Genomic DNA, 16,263 nt, shown 5'->3' with positions numbered 1-16,263 from the left:
CGTTTGTGCGCTGGCGCAACATTTACACCAGCTAAATTGATCGATTCACGCCAGTAACATCGCGCCCCGGCCAGTGCTTGGGTACAATTCCACGCTAATTTGATCGAGTATCAGGAACGCTTACATGATCGCTTGCCTGCGGCTGTTATCTGCCCTCTGCCTCGCTGCCTTGCTGACGGCTTGCGCCAGCTCGCCCTCCTCCAGCCTTGGCGAGCTTCCACGGACACCGGACGCCAGTATCGAGCAACTGCTTGAGAAGGCCTCCCAAAGCAAATCACCGGAAGATGCCGCCCTGCTGCGCCTGAGCGCCGCCGACCTGGCTTATCGCCAGGGCAATGCCGGCCAATCCGCGCAAATCCTGCAACAGGTTCCTGTCGAACAGCTCAAGCCGGGCCCACAGGTTTTCGCCAACACCCTGGCGGCGGAACTGGCCATGACACGCAATCAGCCCAAGGCCGCGCTGGCCGCCTTGAGCCATCCGAGCCTGCAATACTTGAGCGAACTGCCCGAGGAACAACAGGTCCGCACCGGCACCATCCACGCCCGCGCACTTGAAGCCGATGGCCAGACCCTTGCCGCCGCTCGCCAGCGCATTTTCATCGCCCCGATGCTCGAAGGCGAAGCCGCGAGCAAAAACCACGAAGCCATCTGGACCCTGATCGCTTCGCTGCCGACCAATCAGTTGCAGCCAAGTGCCACCGACGATCTCGGCGGCTGGATGGCCCTTGCACTGGCCGTGAAATCCGCCGGCACCCTGGAGCAGCAACAGGCCGCCATCGACAACTGGCGCGCGCAGAATCCGAAGCACCCGGCAGCCATTCAATTGCCGCAGCCACTGACCCAACTCAAGGAACTGGCCAGCCAGCCCCTGAACAAGATCGCCCTGCTGCTGCCTCAGGACGGCCAACTGGCGGCGGTTGGCAAAGCGCTGCGCGACGGCTTCATGGCCGCTCACTACCAGGCCCAACAGGCCGGGCAGAAACCACCCGCCATCGAGTTTTATGACAGCTCGCGCCTGACTTCCATGGACGAGTTCTACCGCAAGGCCCAGGCCGATGGCGTGCAACTGGTCGTCGGCCCGCTGGAGAAGCCGCTGGTCAAACAGCTGAGCACTCGCCCGCAGTTGCCGATCACCACCCTGGCATTGAATTACAGCGAGGGCGATCAAGGCCCGGCGCAACTGTTCCAGTTCGGCCTTGCCGCTGAAGACGAAGCCCGCGAAGTGTCGCGCCGCGCTCGCGCCGACGGCCTGCATCGCGCAGCCATCATGGTGCCGAAAGGTGAATGGGGCGACCGCGTCCTCAAGGCGTTCAGCCAGGATTGGCAAGCCAATGGCGGCACCATCGTCGCCACCGAACGCGTCGACCAACCGGTCCAGTTGGCCCAGCAAATTGCCGACATGTTCCAGCTGCGTCAGAGCGAAGGTCGCGCCAAGAGCCTGCAAAGCACCGTTGGCTCGCAAGTGGCTGCCCAGCCATCGCGCCGCCAGGACATCGAGTTCATTTTCCTCGCCGCTACACCGCAACAGGCCCAGCAGATCAAACCGACCCTGAACTTCCAGTACGCAGGCGATGTTCCGGTCTATGCCACCTCCCACGTGTTCAGCGCCAACGGTGACGTCAACCAGTACAACGACATGAATGGCATTCGCTTCTGCGAGACGCCATGGTTGCTGGACGCCAATGATCCACTGCGCCGCCAGGTCACTGCCCAGTGGCCACAAGCCGCCGGCAGCCTGGGGCGCCTGTATGCCATGGGTGTGGACGCCTATCGTCTGGCGCCACGCCTGGGCCAGCTCAAGTCACTGCCGGACAGCCGCATCGACGGCGAATCGGGCAGCCTTGGCATGTCCCAGAGCCAGCGGGTCGTGCGCCAGTTACCATGGGCCGAGTTCGCCAATGGCCAGGTTCAGCGCCTGCCGGACACCGCTCGCTGATGCCTGACAGGTCACGCCAGCAAAGCGGCAAGGATGCCGAGCGCCATGCGCTCGAGCATCTTCAACAACAAGGTCTGCGCCTGCTGGCGCAGAACTGGTTGTGTAAACGCGGCGAGCTTGATCTGGTCATGCTAGATGGCGATACAGTAGTATTCGTTGAAGTCCGCTACAGAAAAAACACTCAATGGGGCGGCGCGCTCGATAGCATCGATGAGCGCAAACGGCAAAAACTGATTTTCGCCGCGCAATATTATCTTCAGCGCGAGCCGCGCTGGGCCAATTCCCCTTGCCGCTTCGACGTGATTGCCATCGACAGCCACCTCGATCAGTTGAACTGGCTACAGAATGCCTTCGACGGCTGATCGCCGGCATTGCGAACCGGACACTATCACCCAACATTTTGCTCTTTGCTTTGCGGGCTGCACATTCACGTGCCGAACAGCCGCGCTACTTAAGGTCACACAGATGGACATGCAATCCCGAATTCGCCAGCTTTTTCAGGCCAGTATCGACACCAAGCAACAGGCGATGGAAGTACTTGCACCGCACATCGAGCAAGCCAGCCAGGTCATGGTCAACGCCCTGCTCAACGAAGGCAAAATGCTTTCCTGCGGCAATGGCGGCTCTGCCGGCGATGCCCAGCACTTCTCCTCCGAGCTGCTCAATCGCTTTGAGCGCGAACGCCCAAGCCTGCCGGCCATCGCCCTTACGACCGACAGCTCGACGATCACCTCGATTGCCAACGACTACAGCTACAACGAAATCTTCTCCAAGCAGATCCGTGCACTCGGCCAACCGGGCGATGTGTTGCTGGCTATCTCCACCAGCGGCAACTCGGCCAACATAATTCAAGCGATTCAGGCCGCACATGATCGCGAAATGATTGTCGTAGCATTGACGGGACGTGATGGCGGCGGCATGGCGTCGCTACTGTTGCCCGAGGACGTCGAGATTCGCGTACCGGCCAATGTCACCGCTCGTATTCAAGAAGTCCACCTGCTGGCGATCCATTGCCTTTGCGACTTGATCGACAGCCAATTGTTCGGGAGTGAAGAATGACCCCTAATCGCCTTGGCCTACTGGCCTTGACCCTGTGCCTCAGCATCAGCGGCTGCACCTCGGTGGTGACTGCCAGCCGTGAAGCACCGATTGAAGATGACCGCGGCACTCGCACACTGGGCAGCAAGATCGACGATTCCCTGATCGACACCAAGGTTGGCGTGAACGTCGCCAAGGCCGACCCAGCCCTGGATAAGGATTCGCATATCGTCGTCACCAGCTTCAACGGTGTCGTACTGCTCGCCGGGCAAACGCCACGCGCAGACCTCAAGGCCAAGGCCGAACAGGCTGCCGCCGCTGTCCAGCGCGTGAAAAAGGTGCACAACGAACTGCAAGTCCTGCCACCTTCTTCGTTGCTGGCACGCCAGAACGACACCTGGCTGACCACCAAGATCAAGACCCAGATGCTCGCCGATGCGAACATCCCTGGCTCGCGCATCAAGGTAGTCACTGAAAACGGCATCGTCTACTTGCTGGGCCTGCTGACCAAGCAGGAAGCCGCGCAGGCGACCAACCTGGTGCAAGGGGTTTCCGGTGTGCAGAAGATCGTGAAATTGTTCGAGTACATCGACTGACCCTGCAGGATCGAGCTTGCTCGCGAAAAACGTTTGGCGAATGCGTTCATTCAGACTGCACGCGTCATCGTTCACGCCCATCGCGAGCAGGCTCGCTCCTACAACGTAATAAAAAAGGCGATCCTTGCGGATCGCCTTTTTTATTACTTCACCACTTTCAGACTGGGGCGACCGCTTGGACGCGGCGGCTCACTGTCGGGTGGTGGAAGATCGTCATCCGGCTCGATCTCGTCATCCTCGCCCATGGGCGATTCCAGATCGAACACCATGCCCTGGCCATTCTCCCGGGCGTAGATACCCAGGATCGAAGCAATTGGCACGTACAAGGTGTGCGGTACGCCACCAAAGCGCCCCTCGAAACTGACCGCCTCGTTATCCATGTGCAAGTGACGCACGGCTTGTGGCGATACGTTCAGGACGATCTGTCCGTCACTGGCAAACCCCTGAGGCACCTGCACCGACGGGTACTCGGAATTGACCAGCATGTGCGGGGTGCAATCGTTGTCCACAATCCACTCATAGAGCGCGCGGACCAGATAAGGTCGACTGGAGTTCATAACGGCTCCTTAAGCCTTAGCGCATGTCGCGTTCGACACCAGACAGACTCGCCTGGAAAGCCTCACGCGCAAACTGGCGCTCCATATAATCAAGCAGCGGCTTCGCCGGCCGCGGCAGTTCTATACCCAGAATCGGCAATCGCCAGAGTATTGGCAATAGGCAGCAATCCACCAGACTTTGTTCCTCACTGAGGAAAAACGGTTTGTCGGCAAACAGTGGCGACACACCCGTCAGGCTTTCGCGCAACTCTTTTCGAGCCACGGCACGAGCCGCTTCCTTGGTCCGCGAATCCAGAATCAGGTCCACCAGACCACACCAGTCTCGCTGAATGCGGTGCATCAGCAGGCGACTGTTGGCACGCGCCACGGGATAAACCGGCAGTAGCGGCGGGTGCGGGTAACGCTCATCCAGATATTCCATCACCACAGTCGACTCCCACAACGCCAGGTCGCGATCGACCAGCGTGGGCAAGCTGCCGTAAGGGTTCACCTCAATCAGTTTAGGTGGCTGGCGACCAGCCTCCACGTAAATGATCTCGGCGCTGACACCCTTCTCTGCCAGTACGATGCGCACTCGGTGGGAATAGTGGTCGGCGGGGTCGGAGTAACAGGCCAACCGATTGGTCACGCCCATGGCGATCCTCCTCGCTTGTAGAAATTATCGAAAGCGGAAAAACGAGCGCGCCCAGAGGGCGCCTCCCGTAACGACTGGATCACCAGTTTCGCTACATCTTCAGAGGCGCCCTTGGGCGCGCGCGATTAACAGCAATAGCTTGAAGCTTTATCAGTGCACGTCTTTCCAGTATTCGCGCTTGAGCAGGTAAGCGAAGACGAAGAAGAACGCCAGGTACAACAATACGTACGTACCGATGCGCTGATGTTGCAGCTTAACCGGGTTAGCCGAGTAAGCCAGGAAGGTTACCAGATTCTTGACCTTCTCATCGAACTGCTCTGCAGTCAGGGCACCGCTTTTCGGCACGATGGTCAACTGATCGCACGCTTCATGAGTCAGCGCCGTACCGGTCAGAGGGTCATATTGCTTCTTGCCGTCTTCGACGATCTGAACCTGTTTGCAACCCACCACCTGGCGACCCTGCAGGCCGACCAGGACGTTAGGCATGCCCACGTTCGGGAAGACCTTGTTGTTCACACCCCATGGGCGCGAAGGATCTTCGTAGAACGACTTCAGGTAACCGTAGAGCCAGTCGGTGCCGCGAACACGAGCAACCAGGGTCAGGTCCGGCGGCGCTGCGCCAAACCAGGCCTTGGCGTCCGCTGGCTGCATGCCGATGCTCATGTGATCGCCGATCTTGGCGCCAGTGAACACCAGCTTCTCGAGCATCAACTCATGAGGAATGCCCAGGTCGTCGGCAACACGCTCATAGCGCTGGAACTTGGCACTGTGGCAACCCATGCAGTAGTTGGCGAAGGTACGCGCGCCGTCCTGCATGGCCGCTTTATCGGAAACGTCGATGTCGACTTTTTCCAGCTCGGGGCCACCGTGCTCAGCTGCGAAAGCAAACACCGGCAGTGCAGCAAGCATCAATACAGCAAATAGTTTTTTCATCAGCCAGTCACCCTTTCCGGAACCGGTTTGGTCTTCTCGAGCCTGGTGTAGAACGGCATCAGAATGAAGTAGGCGAAGTACAGGAAGGTACACACCTGCGACAACAGCGTACGGCCTGGAGTCGGAGCCAGAACACCCAACACGCCCAGGATCACGAACGAAATGCAGAACACCCAGAGCCAGATCTTGCTCAGCCAGCCTTTGTAGCGCATCGACTTGACCGGGCTGCGGTCGAGCCACGGCAGGACGAACAGCACCGCGATGGCCGCGCCCATGGCGATAACGCCCAGGAGCTTGTCCGGAACCGCACGCAAGATGGCGTAGAACGGAGTGAAGTACCAGACCGGAGCAATGTGCTCTGGGGTCTTGAAGGCGTTCGCCACTTCAAAGTTCGGCTTTTCGAGGAAGTAGCCGCCCATTTCCGGGAAGAAGAACACAATCGAGCAGAAGATGAACAGGAACACCACCACGCCGACGATATCTTTCACGGTGTAGTACGGGTGGAAAGCAATGCCGTCCAGCGGTATGCCGTTTTCGTCCTTGTGCTTCTTGATGTCCACGCCGTCCGGGTTGTTCGAACCGACTTCGTGCAACGCCAGGATGTGCAGCACCACCAGACCCAGGATAACGATCGGCAGGGCAACCACGTGCAAGGCGAAGAAGCGGTTCAGGGTAATACCGGAAATCAGGTAGTCACCACGAATCCACTGGGTCAGGTCGTTGCCGATGACCGGGATCGCACCGAACAGCGAGATGATCACCTGTGCACCCCAGTAGGACATCTGGCCCCACGGCAGCAGGTAGCCCATGAAGGCTTCGGCCATCAACGCCAGGTAGATCAGCATGCCGAAGACCCACACCAGTTCACGCGGCTTCTGGTACGAACCGTAGAGCAGGCCACGGAACATGTGCAGATAGACCACGATGAAGAACGCCGAAGCGCCGGTGGAGTGCAGCAGACGCAGGATCGAGCCGTACTCGACATCGCGCATGATGTATTCGACGGAGGCGAATGCCTCTTCCGCCGATGGGGTGTAGCTCATGGTCAGCCAGACACCGGTAACGATCTGGTTGACCAGAACGAGCAGCGCCAGGGAGCCAAAGAAGTAGAAGAAGTTGAAGTTCTTCGGAGCGTAATACTTGCTGAGATGGTCTTCCCACATCTTGGTGGCGGGAAAGCGCGCATCAACCCAATCCATGAACTTGCTCATCACGCTTTCTCCGTATCGACGCCAATGATAATAATTTCATCGGTCTCATAGGAATGCGGGGGAACTGGCAGGTTCAAAGGCGCAGGCTGCGACTTGTAGACGCGACCAGCCAGATCGTAGTGGGAACCGTGGCAAGGGCAGAAATAGCCGCCTACCCAGTCCTTACCCAGATCCGCAGGTGCCACTTCGGGACGGAAGGTCGGCGAGCAACCCAGGTGCGTGCAGATACCGATCAGCAGCAGGACCTCGGGCTTGATCGAACGGGTTTCCGGATCAACGTAAGTCGGTTGTGTCGAGTTCTTGGAGGCCGGGTCAGCGAGCTGGCCCTCGATCTTCTTAAGATTCCCCAGGATTTCCTGTGTACGGCGGACGATGAACACCGGCTGGCCGCGCCACTCAGCAATCATCTGCTGGCCTGGCTCGATTTTGCTGACATTCACTTTCACCGGTGCACCTGCGGCTTTCGCCTTGGCACTGGGAAACCATGACCCCACGAACGGGACCGCAGCCCCCACCGCTCCTGCAGCACCCACCACGGATGTGGCTGCTACCAAGAAGCGACGCCGGCCTGCATTCACGCCGTCATTGCTCATTCAGTCCTCTCCCATCAGCTTTGTGGCCTGTTAAATCAGGCATCTACTAAGTAAAACTATGTACTTATAAAAATTTTGCCGAATGGTAATGAAAAGCCCCAATTCTGACAAGGTAATTACCGGAACCCATCACCCCCAAGCCTTGTAGTATAGGGTGTCTGCGGATGTGGCAAGTTGTCACAGCGCAATTCTTTGATAAATCGCAGACATAAAAAAACGCCCAGCTCCGTGAGGAAACTGGGCGTTCTTTTTTGAACGTGAAAGCGAATTAACGCTTCGAGTACTGCGGACGCTTACGCGCTTTACGCAGACCGACTTTCTTACGTTCAACTTCACGAGCATCGCGGGTTACGAAGCCGGCTTTACGCAGGGCGCTGCGCAGAGTCTCGTCGTAGTCCATCAGAGCACGAGTGATGCCGTGGCGGATTGCGCCAGCCTGACCACTCACACCACCGCCGATCACGGTGACGTAGATGTCGAACTTCTCGACGGTCTCAGTCAGCTCCAGCGGCTGACGAACTACCATGCGGGCAGTTTCGCGGCCGAAGAAGTTATCCAGCGAACGGTTGTTGATGGAGATGTTACCAGTACCCGGACGCAGGAAAACGCGTGCGGTTGCGGTCTTGCGACGGCCAGTGCCGTAATTTTGAGTCGCCGACATAATGTACTATTCCGTTAAAACTTCAGTTCTTGGGGCTGCTGAGCAGTATGTGGGTGTGCAGCGCCCGCATAGACTTTCAGCTTACGGTACATGTCGCGACCCAGTGGGTTCTTAGGCAGCATGCCTTTAACCGCGGTCTCGATCACGCGCTCAGGGGCCTTGGCGATCAGCTTTTCAAAGTTGATCGACTTGATGCCGCCCGGGAAACCGGAGTGGGAGTAGTACATTTTGTCAGTGGTTTTAGCACCGGTAACACGAATCTGCTCAGCGTTGATTACGACGATGTAGTCGCCGGTGTCAACGTGAGGAGTGTACTCAGGCTTGTGCTTGCCACGCAGACGGCTCGCGATTTCGGTGGCCAGACGACCCAGGGTCTGACCAGCAGCGTCGACGACAAACCAGTCGCGCTTTACTGTTTCCGGTTTAGCAGTAAAAGTTTTCATTCTTTATAGCCTCAGGGGCCGCCCTGTAAATTAGACGGCGGATCTTACTGAATAGTGCGTACTTTGACAAGTCAAAGGCAGCCGGATACAGACGCTTTCGGGGGCTCGGGTCGGCGCGTCCGTTCAACGGCAAGATTCTTCGGCGGCGGCGCATCACTTCCACTGCAGAAAGAGGTGCGCAATTATGCAGATTGCGAAAAATAATTCAACCTGCTTTTATGATTGTTTTGCCCAAGGAGCACCCGATGGACTATCGCCAGCTAGGCCGAACCAATCTGAACGTGAGTGCCCTCTGCCTCGGAACCATGACCTGGGGCGAGCAAAACAGCGAGGCAGACGCCTTCGCCCAGATTGAGCGAGCCAAGAGCGCCGGGATCAACTTCATCGACACCGCCGAGATGTACCCGGTGCCACCCAAGGCCGAAACCTACGCCACCACCGAACGCTACATCGGCAATTATTTCAAAAGCCGCGGCGATCGCGCCGACTGGATCCTGGCCAGCAAGATCGCCGGCCCCGGCAACACCATCGACTACATCCGCGACAAAAACCTGCGGCACAACCGCCAGCACATCACCGAAGCAGTGGACGCCAGCCTCCAGCGCCTGCAGACCGACTACATCGACCTGTACCAACTGCACTGGCCGGAGCGCAGCACCAACTTCTTCGGGCAACTGGGCTACAAGCACAAGATCGAAGCCAACCTGACTCCGCTGGAGGACACCCTCGAAGCGCTGGACGAGCAGGTCCGCGCCGGCAAGATCCGCCACATCGGCCTGTCCAACGAGACGCCATGGGGCACCATGCGCTTCCTGGCCCTGGCCGAAGCCCGTGGCTGGCCGCGCGCCGTGTCGATCCAGAACCCGTACAACCTGCTCAACCGCAGCTTCGAAGTCGGCCTGGCGGAAATCGCCATCCGCGAGCAATGCGGCCTGCTCGCCTATTCGCCGCTGGCGTTCGGTTTCCTGTCAGGCAAGTACGAAGGTGGCGCCCGCCCGCCAAAAGGTCGCCTGAGCCTCTACAGTCGCTTCAGCCGCTATTTCAACCCGCAGTCGGAAGCGGCATGCAGCCGTTACGTGGCCCTGGCTCGCGAGCACGGCCTGGACCCGGCGCAAATGGCTCTGGCGTTCGTGACGCAGCAGCCGTTCGTGACCAGCAACATCATTGGCGCGACGACGATGGAGCAACTGGAGAGCAACATCGCCAGTTTCGACTTGAAGCTGTCGGAGGAAGTACTGGAAGGGATCGAGGCGATTCACATGGATCACCCGAATCCTGCGCCATAACCCCCACCTGTAGGAGCGAGCTTGCTCGCGAAAAACCTGAGCACACCGTTGGGTGTCAGGTTTTCAACGTTATCGTTGACGACCATCGCGAGCAAGCTCGCTCCTACAATGATCTGGCAATGATCTCCTTCATGATTTCATTGGTGCCGGCATAGATCCGCTGCACCCGTGCATCCGCCCATGCCCGCGCGATCGGGTACTCCCACATGAACCCGTAGCCACCGTGCAACTGCACACACTCGTCGAGCACCTTGCACTGCAGGTCGGTGCCCCAGTACTTGGCCATCGCCGCCGTCGGCACGTCGAGCTTGCCTTGCAGGTGCAGCTCCAGGCAACGGTCGACGAAGACCCGGCCGATCTGGATTTCCGTGGCCATCTCCGCCAGCTTGAACCGGGTATTCTGGAAATCCGCGATCGACTTGCCGAATGCCTTGCGCTCACGGGTGTAGTCCAGCGTCCATTGCAGCGCCGCTTCGGCTGAAGCCAGCCCGCCAATGGCCACCGTGAGGCGTTCCTGGGGCAACTCCTGCATCAGGTAGGCAAAGCCCATCCCGGCCTGGCCCAGCAGGTTTTCCTTGGGCACACGCACGTCCTGGAAGAACAGCTCCGAGGTGTCCTGGGCTTTCATTCCGACCTTCTCCAGGCGCTTGCCCTTGTCGAAGCCCGGCGTATTGGCTTCCACCAGAAACAGACTGGTGCCCTTCGCGCCAGCCTTCGGATCGGTCTTGGCGACGACGATCACCAGATCGGCCAGGTAGCCGTTGGTGATAAAGGTCTTGGAGCCGTTGATCACGTACTCATCGCCATCGAGTACGGCCGTGGTTTTCACCCCTTGCAGATCGGAACCGGCACCCGGTTCAGTCATGGCGATCGCGGTAACCATCTCGCCGGACACCAGTTTCGGAAGGTATTTGTGCTTCAGCGTCTCACTGCCGTAATGCAGGATGTAGGGCGCCACGATGTCCGAGTGCAAGGAAAAACCGATGCCGGTCAGGCCAAGTCGCCCCACTTCTTCGATTACCACCGCACTGTAGAGAAAGTCCGCCCCCAAGCCGCCGTACTCTTCCGGCAAGTGCGAGCAAAGCATCCCCGCCTCCCCTGCCTTGTTCCACAGTTTGCGGTCGATATAGCCTTGTTTTTCCCATTGCCCATGGAACGGCACCGCCTCTTTTTCGAGGAACGTCCGCACGCTGTCGCGGAAAAGCTCGTGCTCGGAACTGAACAGGGTTCTGGGGATCATGCGGCACCTTTTCTTTGTTTTTAGAAGGAATTGACCTTCAGAGACTATGCCTCGCTTCCGATACAGGACACTGGACACATCCGACAAAAAATAAGACGATCCAGCCGTCTGGTGACCACTTCCCCCTATAAAAATAAAGTTGAATTATGTCTAACCAAGCCTCCACGCCCCTGCGGCGCGTCAGCATCCTGGCCATCGACCGGGTTTTCGCTTCCACCCTCATGCAAGCCAAGGATTTCTTCCACCTCGCCAGCCTGCGCTACGGCAAACAGCTGGGCCAGGGCCTGACACCGGCGTTCGAAACCCGCCTGGTCAGCCCCGATGGCAAACCGGTCAACACTTTCAGCGATGTGATGATTCCGGTGGATGGCGGACTGGAAAACGCCGACATCATCGTTCTTCCCGCGTTCTGGGACGATTTCGACAACCTCAGCAAACGTTACCCGCAAATCCTGCCCTGGCTGCGCCAGCAACATGCGCGCGGCGCCGTACTGTGCGGCGAGGCCACTGGTGTTTTCTGGCTGGCCGAAGCCGGGCTGCTCAATGGCAAGGAAGCGACTACCTACTGGCGCTTCTTCAATGCCTTCGCCGAACGCTTCCCCAAGGTCCAGCTCAATCAGGACAAACACCTGACCGACGCCGACAACCTGTACTGCGCCGGCGGCACCACCTCGGCATGCGACCTGTATATTTACCTGATCGAGCGCTTCTGCGGCGCCAACGTGTCCCAGGCCGTAGCCCGAGACATCCTCTATGAAGTGCAGCGCAGCTATTCACCGGGACGGATTGGATTCGGCGGGCAGAAACTGCACCAGGACGTGATCATCCTGCAGATCCAGCACTGGCTCGAAGAACACTTCGCCGACAAGTTCCGTTTCGAGGACGTCGCCCGCGAACACGGCATGAGCATCCGCAACTTCATGCGCCGCTTCCAGACCGCCACCGGCGACAAGCCACTGCATTACCTGCAACGCCTGCGCATCGAAACCGCCAAGGGCTTGCTGTCCGGCAGCCGCAAGAGCATCAAGACCATCAGCTACGAGGTTGGTTATGACGATGCGAGCTTCTTTGCGCGGCTGTTCCGCCAGCACACGGAGTTGTCACCGAATCAGTATCGGCAGCAGTTTCAGCAAGCGGCGTAATCACAGGCATACAAATGCCCCCCAGTGGGAGCGAGCTTGCTCGCGATAGCGGCGCATCAGTCACATCAATACTGAATGTGCCGCCGTCATCGCGAGCAAGCTCGCTCCCACACAGACTTTGGTGAGCCCAAAGAGGTTCTTCCGCGCACAAAAAAGGCCTGCATTTGCAGGCCTCTTTCATTTTCCGAACTGCCCTACGGCTTGTGCGCCCTGGACAGGAATTCGTGGGATTGCATTTCCAGCAGTCGGCTGAGGGTACGCTGGAATTCGAAATTCAAGCGCCCGCCGGTGTAGAGATCCTTTAGCTCGACTTCAGCAGAAATGATCAGCTTCACGTTACGGTCGTAGAACTCGTCGACCATGTTGATGAAGCGTCGGGCGATGTCGTCGGTGGTGACGCTCATCTGCTCGACATCGCTGAGCAGCACGGCGTGGAAGATCTTGCCCAGTTCGATGTAGTCGTTCTGGCTGCGCGGGCCGTCGCACAGTTCACGGAAGTTGAACCAGGCCACGTCATCGCAGGTGCGCAGGGCACGGATTTCGCGGTTTTCGATCATCAGCACGTCATTTTCGACCGCTGCCGTGCATTCCGGTGTCAGTGCACGGAAGCTCTTGCGCAGGCTTTCGTTGGCGGCTTCGTCGAGTGGATAGTGGAACAGCTCGGCCTGTTCGAGGTGACGCAGACGATAGTCGACGCCGCTGTCGACGTTGACGATCTCGGTATTCTGCTTGATCAGCGCAATGGCCGGCAGGAAGCGCGCGCGTTGCAGGCCATCCTTGTACAGGCCATCCGGCACGATGTTCGAAGTCGCGACCAGGGTTACGCCGTTCTTGAACAGTTCTTCCATCAGGGTGCCAAGGATCATGGCGTCGGTGATGTCGGAAACGAAGAATTCATCGAAGCAGATGACCCGGGCTTCGGTGGCGAAGCGCTTGGCGATGATGGTCAGCGGGTTTTTCTCGCCGCCCAGGGTTTTCATCTCTTCGTGCACACGCTTCATGAAGCGGTGGAAGTGGGTGCGGGACTTTTCCTTGAAGGGCAGCGCTTCGAAGAAGGTGTCCACCAGGTAAGTCTTGCCGCGACCTACGCCGCCCCAGAAATACAGGCCCTTGACCGGGGTCTGATCCTTCTTGCCAAACAACTTGCCCAGCAGGCCCGGCTTGTTTTGCTCGGCCGCGACCAGGTCGTCGTACAGGCGCTGCAAATGACGCACGGCAGTTTCCTGCGCGGCGTCATGGAAGAATTCCGGGCGTTTCAGATCAGCTTGATATCGTTCTAGGGGCGTCATAATTCGTTAGCAAGGCAACAAAAACGGGCCGACACTGTAGCGACGACCCCGAGGAATGGCAATCGGCCCTTGGTCGGGCCGAACCGTTGTTTATTCCTGAACCGGCGTCAGGGCAATGCGCAAGGCTTCGATGGCAGCGTCACGGGCGGCGCTGTCGGCAAACGCCGGGCTGTCGGCAACGCACTCGCCTTCCAGCCAGATGCTGAAGCCCAGGTCTTCACTGCGCACGTCCAATGCCTGGCCCGCTTGCAGTTGCTTGGTCACCTGCCCGGCGGTTTTACCGTCGGCGAAGTTGCGCGACAGCAGCAGTTGTTCGCCATCTGCCGCCAGCAGACGGAAGCGGAAACTGCCGTCGTCTTCACGGAAGCTGACAAAACGCGCAGCCTTCACGGCTTTCTTCTTGGTGGTCGCCGCCACTTGAGTCTGGGCAACGAAGGAGCGCAGGCCCACCGCTTCACGCAGTTCGTTGAGGAAGGGTGTCGCTACCGCACGGGCCTTTTTCGCGCCGTGTTGCAGGATGTCCTCCAGATCCGCCGGGCGCTCGATCAGCTGGTTGTAACGCTCGCGGGATTCGCCCAGTTCGTTGTCGAGCAACTGGAACAGACGATTCTTCGCCTCGCCCCAACCCAGGCCCTGCAACAGTTCGCTGCGGAACTCGTCGGCTTGCGCCGGGGTGGCAAACGCCTGGAACAGGGTGAACAGGTGCGAGTTGTCCGGATCCTTGGCTTCGCCCGGTGCGCGGGAGTCGGTGACGATCCGCGAAATCGCGTCCTTCATCTCTTTGGCACTGCTGAAGAGCGGGATGGTGTTGTCGTAGCTCTTCGACATCTTGCGACCATCCAGGCCTGGCAACGTGGCGACGCTCTCTTCGATCAACGCCTCGGGCATGGTGAAGAACTCTTTGCCCTGGCCAAAAAGATGGTTGAAGCGCTGGCCGATGTCCCGCGCCATTTCCACGTGCTGGATCTGGTCACGACCGACCGGCACCTTGTGCGCATTGAACATCAGGATGTCCGCGGCCATCAGCACCGGATAGCTGTAAAGGCCCATGGTGATGCCTGCGTCCGGGTCCTCGCCGGTCTCGACGTTCTTGTCCACCGAAGCCTTGTAGGCGTGGGCGCGGTTGAGCAGGCCCTTGGCGGCGACGCAGGTCAGCAGCCAGGTCAGCTCGGGGATTTCCGGGATGTCGGACTGGCGGTAGAAGGTCACGCGGTCGACATTCAGGCCACCGGCCAGCCAGGTCGCAGCGATTTCCAGACGCGAGCGCTGGATGCGCAGCGGGTCATCGCACTTGATCAGGGCGTGGTAGTCCGCCAAAAAGTAGAACGAGTCGGCATTGCTGTCACGGCTGGCCAGGATCGCCGGGCGGATGGCACCGGCGTAGTTGCCCAGGTGCGGCGTGCCGGTGGTGGTGATGCCGGTGAGGATACGGGTACGAGTCGTCATGGGTAATCGCTTGTCAGACTGCAATCAATTCGAGAGACGCGGCAGGATCAGATCCTTGAGATCGGTCAGCTTGCCATGAAAAAAGTGTCCGCATTCTGCCACTTTCAGCAGCTCATGGGGACGTTCAAGCGTGTCGGACCATTGGTAAACCAACTGCGGATCGATCACTTCGTCGGTTTCCGGCTGGATCAGGGTCAGTTCGCCCTGCTGTGGCAGTGAGTCCTGAGCGCTCAGGCGCATGACCGCCGGTGCGACCATGAATAGATGCTTGAGCGGTTCGCCCTTCGCTTCCAGGCGTCCGCCAAGACTTGCTGCAACAAACCCACCGAAGGAGAAACCGAACAGGGTCAGTGGCAATTGCGGGTGTCTGGCGCGAAACCATTCGGCCACAGCCTGGGCATCATCGACTTCGCCGGTGCCCATATCATGTGTACCTTCACTGGCACCCACCCCGCGGTAGTTGAAACGCAAAGTAATCAAACCGGCATCACGCGCGGTGCGCTGCAGGGTCGAGACCACTTTGTTGAGCATGGTGCCGCCCTGCACCGGGTTCGGATGGCAGATCAGCGCCAGGCCACGCGCCTGCTCGTTGTCCAGGTACAGTGCTTCCAGTTGACCCACCGGGCCATCAATCACTACAGGGGTTTCACGCATAAGCAAGGAAGGAACTCCGTGACCTCGGATCAGGTCGACTCGTCTAGCAAATTGTCTGTGGCTGTCTATTGCGAGTGAATCGCGGTATACAGCGCAGGTTCGAGCCGTTAACGTAAAGCAAAGCCGTTTATAGAGGAAGGACTCGTGGAACACTCGCTCTTAGTTTGGTTGTTACCGACTCTTGCCCTGGTTGTGGGTGTCGCCATTGGGTTCCTGATCGCTCGCGTTGCACCGAACGCCGCGCCCAGCCGCACGCAGCGTCAGCTGGACGATATTCAGGAACGTTTCGACAGTTATCAGAACGAGGTGGTGACCCACTTCAACAGCACCGCGACACTGGTCAAGAAACTGACTCAGAGCTATCAGGAAGTGCAGGACCATCTCGCCGAGGGCGCCAACAGCCTGGCCCTGGACGAACAGACTCGCCAACGCCTGCTGGCTTCCCTGCACGCCGACGCGGCGCAGGCACCCCGTGAACGCCTGACGCCACCGCGCGATCAGGAGCCGCCTCGCGACTACGCACCGAAAGCCCCGAACTCGCCGGGCATGCTCGATGAGCATTATGGCCTGAAGAAGTAATCAGCTTTCGCGCCATACAAAAAGC

At 58.9% G+C, this 16,263-nt stretch carries 18 protein-coding genes; 7 read left to right on the top strand and 11 right to left on the bottom strand.

The window, feature by feature from the left end; genetic code table 11:
- The first annotated feature begins 124 nt into the window (after positions 1-124).
- From KGA98_RS07020 to KGA98_RS07005, 4 genes are all read left to right on the top strand, one after another.
- Positions 125-1,936 carry a penicillin-binding protein activator gene (locus tag KGA98_RS07020; protein ID WP_223501915.1) on the top strand — a complete coding sequence of 604 codons (1,812 nt, stop codon included), beginning with the start codon at positions 125-127 and terminating at the stop codon, positions 1,934-1,936.
- Positions 1,936-2,298: a YraN family protein gene (locus KGA98_RS07015; RefSeq protein WP_090457618.1), complete on the top strand. Its 363-nt coding sequence runs from the start codon at positions 1,936-1,938 to the stop codon at positions 2,296-2,298. The genes KGA98_RS07020 and KGA98_RS07015 overlap by 1 nt, the downstream gene beginning before the upstream one ends.
- Positions 2,299-2,401: 103 nt before the next feature.
- Complete coding sequence (locus KGA98_RS07010) at positions 2,402-2,995, top strand: phosphoheptose isomerase (protein ID WP_007972584.1); 594 nt, start codon at positions 2,402-2,404, stop codon at positions 2,993-2,995.
- Positions 2,992-3,570 carry a BON domain-containing protein gene (locus KGA98_RS07005; RefSeq protein WP_057713355.1) on the top strand — a complete coding sequence of 193 codons (579 nt, stop codon included), beginning with the start codon at positions 2,992-2,994 and terminating at the stop codon, positions 3,568-3,570. The genes KGA98_RS07010 and KGA98_RS07005 overlap by 4 nt, the downstream gene beginning before the upstream one ends.
- Before the next feature lie 143 nt (positions 3,571-3,713).
- Here KGA98_RS07005 and KGA98_RS07000 read toward each other — a convergent pair whose 3' ends face one another.
- From KGA98_RS07000 to rplM, 7 genes are all read right to left on the bottom strand, one after another.
- On the bottom strand, positions 3,714-4,127 hold the full coding sequence (locus tag KGA98_RS07000; RefSeq protein ID WP_007998247.1) for a ClpXP protease specificity-enhancing factor: 414 nt from the start codon (positions 4,125-4,127) through the stop codon (positions 3,714-3,716).
- Positions 4,128-4,143: 16 nt separating this feature from the next.
- Positions 4,144-4,761, bottom strand: coding sequence for a glutathione S-transferase N-terminal domain-containing protein (locus KGA98_RS06995; RefSeq protein ID WP_007989864.1), 618 nt, complete (start codon positions 4,759-4,761; stop codon positions 4,144-4,146).
- 150 nt (positions 4,762-4,911) lie between these two features.
- A complete protein-coding gene (locus tag KGA98_RS06990) occupies positions 4,912-5,694 on the bottom strand; it encodes a cytochrome c1 (protein WP_057713354.1) in 783 nt (260 codons plus the stop codon).
- Positions 5,694-6,905, bottom strand: a complete 1,212-nt coding sequence (locus tag KGA98_RS06985) for a cytochrome b (RefSeq protein ID WP_034149536.1) — start codon at positions 6,903-6,905, stop codon at positions 5,694-5,696. Before KGA98_RS06985 ends, KGA98_RS06990 begins: the two co-directional genes overlap by 1 nt.
- Entirely contained in the window at positions 6,905-7,498 is a 594-nt protein-coding gene (gene petA / locus KGA98_RS06980; RefSeq protein WP_057713353.1) for a ubiquinol-cytochrome c reductase iron-sulfur subunit, read from the bottom strand. Before petA ends, KGA98_RS06985 begins: the two co-directional genes overlap by 1 nt.
- A gap of 268 nt (positions 7,499-7,766) precedes the next feature.
- Complete coding sequence (gene rpsI, locus KGA98_RS06975; protein WP_003228056.1) at positions 7,767-8,159, bottom strand: 30S ribosomal protein S9; 393 nt, start codon at positions 8,157-8,159, stop codon at positions 7,767-7,769.
- Between the two features lie 14 nt (positions 8,160-8,173).
- On the bottom strand, positions 8,174-8,602 hold the full coding sequence (gene rplM / locus KGA98_RS06970; protein WP_007917032.1) for a 50S ribosomal protein L13: 429 nt from the start codon (positions 8,600-8,602) through the stop codon (positions 8,174-8,176).
- A gap of 245 nt (positions 8,603-8,847) precedes the next feature.
- Here rplM and KGA98_RS06965 point away from each other — a divergent pair, with 245 nt between their 5' ends.
- Positions 8,848-9,888, top strand: coding sequence for an NADP(H)-dependent aldo-keto reductase (locus tag KGA98_RS06965; protein ID WP_223501914.1), 1,041 nt, complete (start codon positions 8,848-8,850; stop codon positions 9,886-9,888).
- A gap of 103 nt (positions 9,889-9,991) precedes the next feature.
- Here the strand turns inward: KGA98_RS06965 and KGA98_RS06960 are convergent, their stop codons facing one another.
- Complete coding sequence (locus KGA98_RS06960) at positions 9,992-11,128, bottom strand: acyl-CoA dehydrogenase family protein (RefSeq protein WP_150814948.1); 1,137 nt, start codon at positions 11,126-11,128, stop codon at positions 9,992-9,994.
- Positions 11,129-11,349: 221 nt separating this feature from the next.
- Between KGA98_RS06960 and KGA98_RS06955 the strand changes: the two genes are divergently transcribed.
- Entirely contained in the window at positions 11,350-12,270 is a 921-nt protein-coding gene (locus tag KGA98_RS06955) for a GlxA family transcriptional regulator (RefSeq protein ID WP_174245557.1), read from the top strand.
- 194 nt (positions 12,271-12,464) lie between these two features.
- Here the strand turns inward: KGA98_RS06955 and zapE are convergent, their stop codons facing one another.
- The 3 genes from zapE to KGA98_RS06940 form a co-directional block, all read right to left on the bottom strand.
- The gene (gene zapE / locus KGA98_RS06950; RefSeq protein WP_007998226.1) at positions 12,465-13,559 is read right to left on the bottom strand and encodes a cell division protein ZapE; all 1,095 of its coding nucleotides are present in this window, start codon (positions 13,557-13,559) and stop codon (positions 12,465-12,467) included.
- A 90-nt stretch (positions 13,560-13,649) separates the two neighbouring features.
- Positions 13,650-15,005: a tryptophan--tRNA ligase gene (locus KGA98_RS06945; protein WP_223501913.1), complete on the bottom strand. Its 1,356-nt coding sequence runs from the start codon at positions 15,003-15,005 to the stop codon at positions 13,650-13,652.
- Between the two features lie 24 nt (positions 15,006-15,029).
- Positions 15,030-15,659 carry an alpha/beta hydrolase gene (locus KGA98_RS06940; protein WP_057713348.1) on the bottom strand — a complete coding sequence of 210 codons (630 nt, stop codon included), beginning with the start codon at positions 15,657-15,659 and terminating at the stop codon, positions 15,030-15,032.
- Between the two features lie 144 nt (positions 15,660-15,803).
- Between KGA98_RS06940 and KGA98_RS06935 the strand changes: the two genes are divergently transcribed.
- Complete coding sequence (locus tag KGA98_RS06935) at positions 15,804-16,238, top strand: YhcB family protein (protein WP_223501912.1); 435 nt, start codon at positions 15,804-15,806, stop codon at positions 16,236-16,238.
- Positions 16,239-16,263 lie beyond the last annotated feature (25 nt).

It is taken from the genome of Pseudomonas sp. BF-R-24, from assembly GCF_019947335.1.
Taxonomy (GTDB): domain Bacteria; phylum Pseudomonadota; class Gammaproteobacteria; order Pseudomonadales; family Pseudomonadaceae; genus Aquipseudomonas; species Aquipseudomonas jessenii.
The sequence above is the reverse complement of the archived record's forward strand: the minus strand, read 5'-3'. Positions and strand labels throughout refer to the sequence as shown.

What these genes read in the sequence shown, in the direction of transcription:
- petA (WP_057713353.1), bottom strand. Translation starts at nt 7,498, where the DNA reads ATGAGCAATGACGGCGTGAATGCAGGCCGGCGTCGCTTCTTGGTAGCA.
- KGA98_RS06985 (WP_034149536.1), bottom strand. Translation starts at nt 6,905, where the DNA reads ATGAGCAAGTTCATGGATTGGGTTGATGCGCGCTTTCCCGCCACCAAG.
- rplM (WP_007917032.1), bottom strand. Translation starts at nt 8,602, where the DNA reads ATGAAAACTTTTACTGCTAAACCGGAAACAGTAAAGCGCGACTGGTTT.
- KGA98_RS06995 (WP_007989864.1), bottom strand. Translation starts at nt 4,761, where the DNA reads ATGGGCGTGACCAATCGGTTGGCCTGTTACTCCGACCCCGCCGACCAC.
- KGA98_RS06990 (WP_057713354.1), bottom strand. Translation starts at nt 5,694, where the DNA reads ATGAAAAAACTATTTGCTGTATTGATGCTTGCTGCACTGCCGGTGTTT.
- KGA98_RS06940 (WP_057713348.1), bottom strand. Translation starts at nt 15,659, where the DNA reads ATGCGTGAAACCCCTGTAGTGATTGATGGCCCGGTGGGTCAACTGGAA.
- zapE (WP_007998226.1), bottom strand. Translation starts at nt 13,559, where the DNA reads ATGACGCCCCTAGAACGATATCAAGCTGATCTGAAACGCCCGGAATTC.
- KGA98_RS07000 (WP_007998247.1), bottom strand. Translation starts at nt 4,127, where the DNA reads ATGAACTCCAGTCGACCTTATCTGGTCCGCGCGCTCTATGAGTGGATT.
- KGA98_RS06960 (WP_150814948.1), bottom strand. Translation starts at nt 11,128, where the DNA reads ATGATCCCCAGAACCCTGTTCAGTTCCGAGCACGAGCTTTTCCGCGAC.
- rpsI (WP_003228056.1), bottom strand. Translation starts at nt 8,159, where the DNA reads ATGTCGGCGACTCAAAATTACGGCACTGGCCGTCGCAAGACCGCAACC.
- KGA98_RS07020 (WP_223501915.1), top strand. Translation starts at nt 125, where the DNA reads ATGATCGCTTGCCTGCGGCTGTTATCTGCCCTCTGCCTCGCTGCCTTG.
- KGA98_RS06965 (WP_223501914.1), top strand. Translation starts at nt 8,848, where the DNA reads ATGGACTATCGCCAGCTAGGCCGAACCAATCTGAACGTGAGTGCCCTC.
- KGA98_RS07015 (WP_090457618.1), top strand. Translation starts at nt 1,936, where the DNA reads ATGCCTGACAGGTCACGCCAGCAAAGCGGCAAGGATGCCGAGCGCCAT.
- KGA98_RS06955 (WP_174245557.1), top strand. Translation starts at nt 11,350, where the DNA reads ATGCAAGCCAAGGATTTCTTCCACCTCGCCAGCCTGCGCTACGGCAAA.
- KGA98_RS07010 (WP_007972584.1), top strand. Translation starts at nt 2,402, where the DNA reads ATGGACATGCAATCCCGAATTCGCCAGCTTTTTCAGGCCAGTATCGAC.
- KGA98_RS07005 (WP_057713355.1), top strand. Translation starts at nt 2,992, where the DNA reads ATGACCCCTAATCGCCTTGGCCTACTGGCCTTGACCCTGTGCCTCAGC.
- KGA98_RS06945 (WP_223501913.1), bottom strand. Translation starts at nt 15,005, where the DNA reads ATGACGACTCGTACCCGTATCCTCACCGGCATCACCACCACCGGCACG.